This window comes from Megasphaera stantonii (assembly GCF_025567065.1).
In the GTDB taxonomy this organism is placed as follows: domain Bacteria; phylum Bacillota; class Negativicutes; order Veillonellales; family Megasphaeraceae; genus Megasphaera; species Megasphaera stantonii.
Map to the genome: position 1 here is coordinate 19,690 of NZ_JAOQKD010000002.1, position 11,875 is coordinate 31,564.

Consider the following 11,875-nt stretch of genomic DNA (forward strand, 5'->3'; position numbering starts at 1 on the left):
CTTTTCACTGTAGTTTTAATTATAACAAAATAGGAAAACATTACAAGAGAAGGAATCGTTATATACGGAATAAATACTGTATACAAAATAAGAACTGCCGAGTTATCCCCGAATCCTTCCGAAAATGATAAAAAGCCCGCCGCACATTGCTGCACGGCAGGCAGGGAGAGGCGTTACCGATGCTGAATCGCTTCGACGACAGCTGGTAATTCTGTAATATTCTGGATCACGTAGTCTGCGCCGGCTCCTTCAAATACGGCCCGCACGTCCTGACGCTTCTGAGTTTTTTCTTCTTCGCTCAAGGCGTTGAACTGGTCTTCGTTCAGCCCCATGACGGAACTGCCGTCGATAATGCCGACGGACCAGACGCCGGCGGCCTTGCCCTCTCTAATATCCGACACGGTATCGCCGACCTTGACGACGCAGCGTACGTCCGACAGGCCCAGCTTCATCATGTTTTTAAAGATCATATAGGGATACGGGCGTCCCTTGCCGTCCGTCGAATCAGGGGAAAACCAGCAGTCCGGCTCATAGCCCTGGTCCGCCGCGGCTTTGACGACGATGTCCATCATGACGTCCGTATATCCCGTCGTCGAGCCGATGGCCAGCCCCATAGCCCGAAGCTTGGCTACCGTCTCGATGACGCCGGGCTTTACCTTCGAATAATTGGCGAGCGTCGACAACAGCTCCGGTTCAAAATGGCTGTAAACTTTTTCTACGTCTTCTTCCGCCCAAGCGCTGCCGTTTGCGTCTTTCCAGGCTTCGCCGATGCGGTCCATGGACAGCATCGTGCGGATGTGGTCGCGCTTGAGCATCCCCATGGGCTTTCTCGTTTCTTCTTCCGTAACGGTTACGCCGTTGGCGGCAAAGCTGTCCATAAAGGCCCGGACAGGAGCCATGCAGCCGAAGTCGACTGTCGTGCCTGCCCAGTCAAAGATAATTCCTTCTATTTTCATCGTCTTACTTCAATCCCTTCATATAATCTGTGAAAATCTGCAGAATTTTCTGTACGTCTTCGTCGTAAATTTCGCCGATATTGCCCAGGCGGAACGTATCCTGGGCCGTCAGCTTGCCCGGATAGATGACGTATCCCCGTTCTTTCAGGAAGGCGTACATATCCTGGAAGTCGAAGGACATGGTTTCCGGATACAGGAAGGTCGTAATGATCGGCCCCTGCACGTCCTTGTCGATATACGCCGTAAAGCCCAGGGCTTCCATCCCTTCGCGAAGGGCGGCGTTCGTGCGGGCGTACCGTTCGTGACGGGCCGCAATCCCTCCTTCGGCGCGCAGTTCTTCCAGCGCCTTGCGGAAAGCCGCGACGACGTGTGTCGGCGACGTGAAGCGCCATTTGCCGCCGTCCTTTTCCATCGTTTCCCACTGGGCGTATACGTCGAGGGACAGGCTGCGGGCCGTGCCCTTCGTTTCCTTCAAATCAGCTTCCTTGGCAATGATGAAGGAGAAGCCCGGCACGCCCTGGATGCACTTGTTGGCACTGCTGATGAGGTACATAATCCCCAGAGCCGGCACGTCGATATCGACACCGCCGAAGCTGCTCATAGCGTCGACGATGAATTTCTTCCCGTACTTCTTCGCCACTTCGCCGACGGCGGCAATATCGTTGAGAATGCCCGTCGTCGTCTCGCTGTGGACCATGGAAATATGGGTAATGGCCGGGTCGGCTTTTAAGGCTTCTTCAATAGCGTCCGCCTGGGGAATCGTATCGTACGCCGTTTCAACGACAGCGTAGGGAAGGCGGTGATAGCGGCAGATTTCCGCCATGCGCTTGCTGTACGCGCCGTTTACGGCGATGAGAAGCTTGTCCGTATCCTTGATGACGCTGGACAAGACGGCTTCTACGCCGAAGGTGCCGCTGCCCTGCATGAGCACCGTCGTGTATCCCGATTCCGCATGGGCCAGGCGGAGGAGCTCCGCCCGGATTTCCTGGGTCATGTTCTTATAGTCGTCGTCCCAGGTGCACAAGTCGACGAGCATTTCTTCTTTTACCGTTTCCGTCGTCGTAAGCGGCCCCGGAGTGAGCAATTTATATTTATTTTTATCCATAATTCGTTACCTGCTTTCTCTTCGATTATCCTTTAATGAGCTGCTGATGCTTTTTCAAGAGGTCTACAGTCAGCGCTTCCTTATACTGCTTCGGATAGGCCGGTTCGAAGGTCTTGTCTACGGTTTCGCCTTCATACAGGGCCATGGGGTAGAATTTGAGCAGTTCCTGGCGGCTGTTCTTGACGATGCATTCGGCCATCTTCATAGCCAGCTCTTTCTTCTTGCTGTCGGACTTATTGATAACGGCTACGCCTTCGGTGAGGAAGAAGTTGCCTTCCGTCGGGTCGACGACTTTAATGGGCAGGCCTTTCTGTTCTTCCATCAGGCCCTGATGACGGAGACCGAAGCCGACGGCCACTTCGCCGGCCTTAACTTTTTTGAGGGGGCCGGAACCGGATTTTTCCATGTGCGGGCCGGCATTGGCTTCGAGCTGTTTCAAGATAGCTGCGCCTTCCTGTTCGCCGTAAGCGTCAAATACGGCCTGGGCCAGCAGCCAGGATGTAGACGAGCCCATGATATCAGGCAGGGAAATCTTATCTTTATATACGGGGTTGGTCAAGTCTTTAATGGATTTCGGCATGGGGAGATTTTCCTTCTGCAATACTTCCGTATTGACGAAGATGGCGCCGAACTGGCCTGTCGTCGGCTTGTAATACGACGGCGTTTCCTGCAAGGTCTTGGCGTCGAAGGTCAAGTCTGCGAACATCTTGTTTTCCTTCTGGGCCGAATCGATATAATAGGTGCTCATGGTAATCAAGTCGGCTTCGATATTCGTGCCTTCGGCCATGAGCTTACCGCCTAATTCAGACGTGCCGAAGGCCTGCATGACATATTTTCCTTCAAAGCCGTTGCTGTCCAAGGCATGCTTGAAGGCGTCCTGCGCTTCCGGGTCGGCGTTGGTATAGATGACGACTTGTTCGTCTGCCGACGCGCTGTCTCCGCTGCTGCCGCAGCCGGCAAATCCGGCGGCCATAGTCACGGCCAAACATCCGGCGATTAAATACTTGTACCATTTTTTCATGATGCAAATCCTCCTCGTAGTAGCTTATACATATTGTGATTTTTATATGCGTTCCGGCAAATCTTCCAGGCCGGCGTTCTGCCGTTTGGCCTCTTTGCCGAAAATGCTTTGGAATTTCTGCTTGACATGGAGCACGATATCGTCATGGCTCGACAGATAATCGAAGATAACCTTGACGATAATATTCGTCAGGAAAATGAGCAGGGACAACACAAATACTTCGTCGTATTTTTCAAAATACTGGGCTTGGGTGATCTTCGTCGTCATGACCATCGTGCGGGCGCCGGTGACGAAGATAATGGCGCTGATCGTGACCATAGCCTGAATGAAGATATAGCTGAGCATCTGGAACACCGTCGACATCGTGTTGGGAATGATGACCCGGAAAATCGTCTTCAGCCACGAATCACCCATCAGGGCCCCCGTCGTTTCCCAGGACATGTTGATCTTAGACAGGGAAGCCTGAATCATGAGGTACGGCGTCGTAAATTCGCGGACCGAATTCAGCAGGATAATGATGATGAAGGTGTTCTGAATCGGCGAGCCCGTAAAGGCAAACAAGAATGCCACGCCGAGGACCATGCCGGGAACGGTATTCGTCACCATGGCGCAGGCGTCCATGAGCATCTTGCAGACGCCGGGAAGCTGGGAACGGGCGTTGACCAGGGCGGCCATGTAAGCCAGGACCGTGCCGATGACGGCCGTGGCGGCGGCTACCATGACGGAGTTCGTATACACCGTTTCAATGGACCGGTCGCTCAAGATGCGCTGCAGCGTTTCCGTCGTAAAGACGACCTGATAGGGCCAGCTCTTGATAAAGGGCACGATGAACATGATGGCGAAAATAGCGAAGATCGCAGCGATCACGACGACATACACGGCGGCGAAGAAGCCGTCGCGCACCTTGTCGTCGGCAAGTTCAAAGGTGCTGATCTTGTTGTAGCGGAAGTTGAAGCGTTCCGTAAACCGCAGGAGCCACACGGCGACGATAGACGGAATCAGCATGATGACGGCAATAGCCGAGCCGGACTGGAAATCAGGCACGGCGCCCATCATGACCATGTACAGCTGCGTCGCCACGACGGTGTACTGTCCTCCGATAGAAGCAGGAATACCGAAATCCGTAAAGGATAAGAAGAAGGAAAGAATAAAGGCTGCGGCAATCGTCCCAATCATAGGACGCACGCTCGTAATATAGAACGTGCGCAGCGGGCTGTCGCCCATGAGCTGCGATACGATGATGAAGTGCTTGTCTACGTACTTAAAGGCGTTGTACAGCAAAACAAAGGCTGGCGGCAGCGTGTAGATAACGTAGGAAATGAGCAATCCCCAAAATCCATAAATGGAAAAGAGCTGGTGCCCGATAATCTGAGTAATTAACCCCTGTTTGCCCAAGGAATAAATGACGGCAAACCCATAGGTTAAGGTCGGCAGAAACATGGGAAGGATGATGAGAATCTGTACGACAGATTTAAATTTCTCAGGAAGCTTCGTATAATGAAGGCCATAAGCCAATACAAAGGCCAGCACGACTGTGATGAAGGCTTCCAGTCCCGATACAGCAAAGCTGTTGCGCAGGGACAGTAAAAATTCCTCATTGTTCAGCACGGCCAGATAATTTTCCAATCCGACGCCGCCGGAAGCCTGCAAGAAGGACTTGCTGAGCAAGATAGCCAGGGGACAGCAAACGGCGCCTAAAAAGACGACGCATATAAGCCCGAATATAAACTTTAACTCTATTCGTTCTTTTTCCATGACCTTCTCCTTTACTGCGCCTGCCGCGCCGCAGGCATCGCGCCGGGTTCAAACAGCTTGTAAATGTTGTCGCGCTTGATTTGCAGCTGCGACAAGATAAACTTTTTGATGAAATCGTCCTTCGGAGCATGGATGATATTGTCCGGCGTATCGAACTGGGCGATTTTGCCGCCATTCAAAATGAGCACCCGATGAGACAAGGTAAGGGCCTCTTCCGGGTCGTGGGTTACGATAATCGTCGTCAGATGATACTGCTTGGCAATGGTGCGGATGCGTTCTTTAATGGATTCTTTAATGACGCCGTCCAGCGCGCTGAGCGGTTCGTCGAGCAGGAGAATCTTCGGCTTCATGACCAACGTCCTGGCTAACGCGACGCGCTGCTTCTGGCCGCCCGAAAGCTGGCCGATGCGCTTATTGACGTGGTCCTGCAAGTCGAGAAGGCGGATGAGGTCCGCCACTTCGTCCTTCGTAGCGATGCCCGGCTTGTTGCGCAGGCCGTATACGATATTCTGATAGGCCGTCAGGTTGGGGAACAACGCATAATCCTGAAATACGATGTTGAACCCCCGCTTCTGCATGGGAACGCGGCTTAAATCTTCGCCGTTATACATAAGCTGGCCGCCGCTGATCGGTGTAATTCCTAAAATGACGTTGAGCAGCGTCGTTTTGCCGCCGCCGGAAGGGCCTAAAATAGAAATAATTTCACCATCTTCAACGGTCAGGGAAATATCATCAAGAATTACTTTTTCATCATACTTTTTAACAATATGCCTTAACTCCAGCATAGGGATGTCCTCCTTTTTCAACACTCTTGTTGCAGTATACGTCCCCTTTGCAAAGATTATATTTATATATCGTAATTTTTAGGCAAAATATGGAAAATAAAAGCAAATAACATTAACTTATTGCTTCATAACGATAGCCTATAAAATGCAGAAAAAAGACCATCCAGTCTTTATAGCGCACTGAATGGTCTTCCTCAACATATTTCTATTCGCTTCATGTTGCAATATTCTGCAAATATTATATTATTTTCTCAAAATAAACCGCACCAGCAGGATGCTCGCTTCGTACAGTACGATCATCGGCACGGCGATCATGACCTGTGTGAATATGTCCGTCGTCGGCGACACGACGGCGGCGAAGATAAAGGCGACGACGATGAGGACGCGCCGCTTAGATTTCAAAAAGGCCGATGTAATCAGTCCCATCTTCGCCAGGAAAAACAAGACGAGGGGCAGCTCGAAGACGACGCCGAAGGGCAGCATAAAGGCAATAAAAAAGGACAGGTACGAGCTGAGCGAAAACATAGGCTGCAGCGACGCCGTAGCAAAGCCCATAAAAAACAATACGGCCGCCGGAAATACGGCGTAATACGAAAAGGCCAGGCCGGCGTAAAACAGCAGCACCGCCGTGGGAATAAGCCAGAACACGGCGGCCCGCTCGGAAGGCATCAGAGCCGGACGAACGAAGCCCCATAGTTCATAGCAAATAATCGGCAGCGTCACCAATATGCCCGTACACACGGCTACCTGAATATACGAAAAAAAGACTTCTGCCGGATTGAGAAAATACAGCTTGCCTGCCGGAGCCGATATAATGTCAATGATTTCCTCTACAAAATTATAGGAAACGCCGCTGGCAACGGCTACTGCCGCCAGGCAGATGATCAGGCGGCTGCGAAATTCCTGCAAATGTCCGCTCAGCGGCATTTCTCCATCCTGACACTCCTTCTTAACGGGAGAGCTATCGCCGTCAGCCGTCGCTGCGCTCCGCACTGCCGCGATTTCCTCTTCCGCCTTATCGGGCTTTGTCTCCATGGCTTCCTCCTATGTTCTTCACGTCGTTTATATCCTTTTGAATAGATTCTTTGACTTCCTGTATATCCCCGGTATGGATGTCGTCGGCGACATCATGCATAGCCTTTCGAAATTCCCGCAGGCCCTTCCCGAAGGCTCTCGCGACTTCCGGAAGTTTTCCCGGACCGAAGACGAACAGCGCGACGACGGCTACGACGATCATCTCGCCCATTCCGATATTAAACATAGCTCCAATCCTCTCTTTTTACGAAAACAGGCGCCTGATTTGCTCAAGCACCTGTCGAATCCGTACCTATATAATTAGAGATAATGAACCCGGGACGGGTCGTAGCGGTCTTCTTTCAGCCGTTCGTTGCCGCTGTCTTTCGGATAGCCGAAGGATACGATGGCGAAGGGCGTAAACCCTTCGGGAACGCCTACGGCGCGGCGAACAATGACTTCTCTCGATTTATACGGCGAGACACCGATCCATACAGCTCCCAATTCCAAATGAACTGCTTCCAACAGAATATTTTCTACGCAAGCACTCAAATCAAGGTTGACAAATGCCGGGAACCGCTGGTTTGTATCGCGGCTGCAAACGACGATAGCTGCAGGCGCGTTTGCCGCGCAGCCGGCGTAGGGGCTGCAGCGGGATAAATCCTGAATCACCCGTTTATCACGAACGACGTAAAATTCCCAAGGCTGTTGGTTTCCCATGGAAGGGGCGGCCATGCCGGCGCGCAGCAAGAGTTCTATCTTTTCATCTTCAACCATAGTCGGCAAAAATTTTCGAACGCTGCGTCTGGTAAAGATTTCATTCATACTAATCTACTCCCTCCTGAGTACTAAAATAAAAGTACTATATTGGTTTATTATACCATACATAGTAAAAAAGAAGAATAGAAAATAAGCTGTAAAAAATTCTTACGCGCCCCGTAAAAAGGACGTAAAATAGAAAGGACGCCGTCCGAAAGCTCAGCGGCGCGCCGTATATCCTTACGTATATCGTTAAACCTATATTCCATCATTACTAACAGCCAAGCACTCCTCCTTCTGGCTGGAAACACAAAAAAGCTGCCGCACGAAGAGGAATGCGAATCCATAACACCACGATTCCACAACATCAAATCGAGGCAATAGTCCACTGTCTTTTACCTAACATTCTGCCCTTCTGCGAGACCGAGGAAGGTCAGTGAGAATTTACAGCGCGGGGTGCCTTCGGCAGTTGACGAAAGAAACCGCAAAAGGCCAAGCAGTCAAAAGAGTATCAGCATCTACAAAAAAATGAAAGCCCACTGCCGACAGGGGCTTTCATTGCACAATATAAAAATATCTAAGGCTTGCAGCTGCCGCAGGGTGAATATCCCTGGGCCAATAAGTCGCCGCGCGAGCCGGTATAGGTTTCCTTATTCTGGCTCTTTATGGTCTTAGCGCCGGAACAAGAAGGCTTGTGAAATTTTTTAGAGTTCGTATTTAATATGTACGTATCGGTTTGGTCTGCGCCGACAGGAGCTGTTCCGTCATGAGCCGGCACGGTTCCGCCGCCTTCTGCATGGCTTTCGCCCGTTCCATAGTCGATGACGATGCCTGGCTGGACATTATAGCAATAGACGTTAAAGCAAATGCCGGCGCCCTTGTCCTCTACCGATTCCGCTTCGATCTGCACGCCCCGGGCGACGAGCTCCTTTCCCTGAAAGACCGGCGTAACCCGGTACAGCACGTGGTTTCCCGTTTCCTTCACATAGTCGGCTACCATGTTTTCAAAGGGAAGCATTCCCTGTACGTTCATATACCGTGTGCCCGTAATGAGGTTTTGCTTATTTGCATTTTCCGCCGACAGCTGATAGCCGATGAGATGGCAGCGGTTATACAAATATTTGCCGTCGACACTGTCGTATTTCGCCACTTGCCAGCCTGAAGGCTTCACCTGACCGATAGCGCCCCTCTTTTCCGTCGGCATAATGTCCCTGCCGATATTGGCGAAGGCAGCGCCGCAGCGTCCCAGCGAATCTAAAGGGCTATACCGCTCAAAGGACGACTCCGAAAAGTCGCTTTCCGAAAAATCCGGCTTATTGTCATGAAGAACGACGTAGGGCTGGCCGTAAAAGGCTGGGATGTCAGCCAACGACGCGGCAGCCGATACAGAGCTGGCCTGTGCCGGGCGCTCGGTCTCTGTACTACTGCATCCCGACAAAATCAGACACAACGCCGCAACCAAAGTCAATAGCAAAGATATACATTTTTTCATTTTTTATAAATCTCCTCCGTAATGCATGCATGGGAATTTCCCGAAAAATCCGTTTTTTCCGCAAGCTTCCATCCCTGCTCCAGGGAAATAGGAAAAAATACGTCTCCCGGATAGGCCCGATTCCAGCGATACAGCCATATTTCTTCAATCTCGTCCGCCCAGGACGCAAAGGCCGCCGTTTCTACGAAGCAAATATCGCCGCTGCCGGCCTGCTGCAGAAAATCCTCGGCAGCGCGTACGCTGCCCGCCTCCTGCGCTTCAAACAGCACGGCGCTGTCCGGATGTATCCACACGGTCCGGCCCGCCGCGCGCTGCAGCAGACGCCGTATCAGGAGCACATCCCGGCTTTGCCGGCGATGATTGAAGGCCATCCCCATAGCGTCGTCAACGCAAGCTGCAATAATCATTCTGCTGTCACCTGCCCTTTCGCATGAGTATTATGTATAATGAATATTACGAAAAAAAGAGCTGTCAATTTCTCGACAACTCTTTTTCCTGGTGCGGTTGATGGGACTTGAACCCATACGAGCTTTCGCTCACTACCCCCTCAAAGTAGCGCGTCTGCCATTCCGCCACAACCGCATGTGTAATTGTTGGTGCTCAGGGACGGAATTGAACCGCCGACACGGGGATTTTCAGTCCCCTGCTCTACCGACTGAGCTACCTGAGCAAAAAATATGGCGACCCCGATCGGATTTGAACCGACGATCTTCGCCGTGACAGGGCGACATGTTAAACCGCTACACCACGGGGCCGTTTCATACTTTTCAGAACGTCTCGCGTTCCGACAAAAAGTATTCTATCATGTTCCGGCTCTTTTGGCAAGTACTTTTTTTATAATTTTTGCAGAACACGCCTCTTTTTTTCAAATCCCCCTGCCGCCTCAGGACATTCGGCGTCTTACGCTGTTGGGAAGGCCTTGCCAAGAAGATAAAAGCGTGATCTCTTTTCTCAGTGAGACCCGTCGCGGCTTCACGTCGCCTTAAATCTGAAAAAAATCTCGATTTCCCTGGCTGTCGCTACTATGTAAACCCTGTATTTTGATGTATAATAAGGTCGATACATGCATTTACATAGTATTTACATTATTTACAGAAAGGTGACATTCCATGGTAAAACCCGCCAACAAACCGCAGCGGTTGTCCTTGTCTTCGTTGAAAGCGGATTTTTCTTCTGCCGTTTCAAGACGCAGGCTCGTTTACTTGCTATGTACGTTTTTCGTCATCTACGCCTTGTGCTATCAATGGCAGTTTCTCGTGTCCCTCGGCCTGGGGCCTGATAATATACATCATATGACGGTCGGGCTGATTCCAGCCGTAGGAGCCGTCGTCCTGTCCCTGGCCCTGTATTGGCGTCATCTATGCATCGCCTCCGTCGTGCCGACGGCCCTCATCGCCGTCAGCTGGATCGTGACGGGGCCTTATCTGAGCTACATCACGCTGATACAGCAAAATACAGTGTATTTAAATAATATGTACGATATTTACGTCGGCCTGTATCTCTTCGCCATTCTCTTTTGTCTGAACATGGCGGCCCGGCAGTTTTTAAACCGCAAAATCAGCGCGGCCATCATGACGGCCGTGCAGTTCGCGGCCTTCTTCATCATCGCCCTGCAGTGGGTGTACTTCGCCTTGTACCACTCGTGCATTACCACGTCGGGGGCGCTGCTCATCTTCCAAACGGGGCCGGCGGAAACGCTGGAATACTTCCATTCCCTCGGCGTCGGCCGCATCGTATTCATCGCATTGTTCGTAGCGCTTTTAATCGGCGGCCTTCTCTTCGCCAACTACACGCAGAAGACCTTGCCCCGCACGCCGGTGTACCGAAAGATCCTCCCCTTGCTGTCGCTGATGATTATTTTCCCATCTGTCGGCGCTCTGGGCGAGGAAATTTTCCCTCAGGCCTTCCCGATCCGCACCTTTATCGATACGCACGATTACATGGAACGCTCCGCCTTGTATGCGGAAAACCATGACGGCAAATTCGCCGCCCTGCAGGCGGTCCAGCTGAATCCGGCCGAGTACCCTAATACAGTCGTCGTCGTCATCGGCGAATCGGAAACGCGGACCCTCATGCACGCCTTCAACCCGAATCACGTGGAAAATACGCCGTGGCTGACAGCTATGAAGGAAGACTCGGACTTTACGCTGTTTTCCAACGCCTACAGTTGCGTCTGGTACACCGTCCCCGTTTTGGAACGGGCCTTGACGGAAGCCAATTTCTATAATAATAAGGAATTCAATTCTTCCATTTCCATTTTGGATATGGCGAAAAAGGCCGGCTACAAGACGTACTGGTTCAGCAACCAGGGCTCTATCGGCGTTGCCGACACGCCCATCACGCTCGTCGCCAAGACCGCCGATGTTTCCGAATGGGTAGACCAGGAATTGAAGCAGTCGACGATGGACGGCGCGCTCCTGCAGTTCCTGCAGCGCGTCGACCCGAACGAAAAGAACTTCGTCGTCCTCCACCTCATGGGCAGCCACATTGAATACCGCAACCGCTATCCCAAGGAATTCCAGGTATTTAACGACGGCACGGTAAATCAGCAGGCCGATTTCGACAACACCGTCTTGTATACAGACTGGGTATTGTCGCAGATTTTCGAATACGCCAAGGAAAATCTCAACTTGGACGCCATGATTTACTTCTCCGACCACGGCAGCGACCCCGACAAAGGCCGCCAGCCCGACGACATCTCCTTCAAGGTGCTGCGCATCCCCATGTTCTGCTACTTATCGGAAAGCTATCAGGCCCGCAACCCTGAAGTCGCCGAAGCCGTCAAGCAAAACAAGGACAAGTTCTTTACCAATGATTTAGCCTATGAATTTGTCTGCGGCATCCTCAACATGCAGTCGCCCAACTACGACCCGACGTACAGCATCGCGTCGCCGCAGTGGAAAATGGAACGAAAGGATCTCGTAACCCGCTTCGGCAAGGTCAGCTTGCTGGAGGATACGGAATTCTAACGTTTTTCAACTCTTCTAT

General features: G+C 51.6%; 11 protein-coding genes and 3 tRNA genes. 1 reads left to right on the top strand and 13 read right to left on the bottom strand.

The features are described from left to right. Window positions 1-173: 173 nt before the first annotated feature. From phnX to OCV58_RS02180, 13 genes are all read right to left on the bottom strand, one after another. A complete protein-coding gene (phnX, locus tag OCV58_RS02120) occupies window positions 174-956 on the bottom strand; it encodes a phosphonoacetaldehyde hydrolase (protein WP_087478231.1) in 783 nt (260 codons plus the stop codon). 4 nt (window positions 957-960) lie between these two features. After that, the gene (gene phnW, locus OCV58_RS02125) at window positions 961-2,061 is read right to left on the bottom strand and encodes a 2-aminoethylphosphonate--pyruvate transaminase (protein ID WP_087478230.1); all 1,101 of its coding nucleotides are present in this window, start codon (window positions 2,059-2,061) and stop codon (window positions 961-963) included. A 25-nt stretch (window positions 2,062-2,086) separates the two neighbouring features. Next, entirely contained in the window at window positions 2,087-3,082 is a 996-nt protein-coding gene (locus OCV58_RS02130) for an extracellular solute-binding protein (RefSeq protein WP_267312752.1), read from the bottom strand. 42 nt (window positions 3,083-3,124) lie between these two features. Then, window positions 3,125-4,837 (bottom strand): ABC transporter permease subunit, encoded by a 1,713-nt coding sequence (locus OCV58_RS02135; protein WP_267312753.1) that lies wholly within the window; start codon window positions 4,835-4,837, stop codon window positions 3,125-3,127. Window positions 4,838-4,848: 11 nt separating this feature from the next. Next, a complete protein-coding gene (locus tag OCV58_RS02140; RefSeq protein WP_154876786.1) occupies window positions 4,849-5,622 on the bottom strand; it encodes an ABC transporter ATP-binding protein in 774 nt (257 codons plus the stop codon). A gap of 243 nt (window positions 5,623-5,865) precedes the next feature. Continuing rightward, window positions 5,866-6,657 (bottom strand): twin-arginine translocase subunit TatC, encoded by a 792-nt coding sequence (tatC, locus tag OCV58_RS02145; protein ID WP_095629887.1) that lies wholly within the window; start codon window positions 6,655-6,657, stop codon window positions 5,866-5,868. Next, a complete protein-coding gene (gene tatA, locus OCV58_RS02150; protein ID WP_154876788.1) occupies window positions 6,638-6,883 on the bottom strand; it encodes a twin-arginine translocase TatA/TatE family subunit in 246 nt (81 codons plus the stop codon). The genes tatC and tatA overlap by 20 nt, the downstream gene beginning before the upstream one ends. Before the next feature lie 74 nt (window positions 6,884-6,957). Next, window positions 6,958-7,461, bottom strand: coding sequence for a nitroreductase family protein (locus OCV58_RS02155; protein WP_087478224.1), 504 nt, complete (start codon window positions 7,459-7,461; stop codon window positions 6,958-6,960). A 511-nt stretch (window positions 7,462-7,972) separates the two neighbouring features. Further along, window positions 7,973-8,887, bottom strand: a complete 915-nt coding sequence (locus tag OCV58_RS02160) for a DNA/RNA non-specific endonuclease (RefSeq protein ID WP_154876790.1) — start codon at window positions 8,885-8,887, stop codon at window positions 7,973-7,975. After that, complete coding sequence (locus OCV58_RS02165; protein WP_154876791.1) at window positions 8,884-9,294, bottom strand: dihydrofolate reductase family protein; 411 nt, start codon at window positions 9,292-9,294, stop codon at window positions 8,884-8,886. The genes OCV58_RS02160 and OCV58_RS02165 overlap by 4 nt, the downstream gene beginning before the upstream one ends. An 89-nt stretch (window positions 9,295-9,383) precedes the next feature. Beyond that, a tRNA-Leu gene (locus OCV58_RS02170) sits at window positions 9,384-9,469 on the bottom strand. 12 nt (window positions 9,470-9,481) lie between these two features. Beyond that, window positions 9,482-9,557, bottom strand: a tRNA-Phe gene (locus OCV58_RS02175). 8 nt (window positions 9,558-9,565) lie between these two features. Then, window positions 9,566-9,642 (bottom strand) — tRNA-Asp (locus OCV58_RS02180). 354 nt (window positions 9,643-9,996) lie between these two features. Here OCV58_RS02180 and OCV58_RS02185 point away from each other — a divergent pair. Further along, the gene (locus OCV58_RS02185) at window positions 9,997-11,856 is read left to right on the top strand and encodes a phosphoethanolamine transferase (protein WP_154876793.1); all 1,860 of its coding nucleotides are present in this window, start codon (window positions 9,997-9,999) and stop codon (window positions 11,854-11,856) included. Window positions 11,857-11,875: the final 19 nt, after the last annotated feature.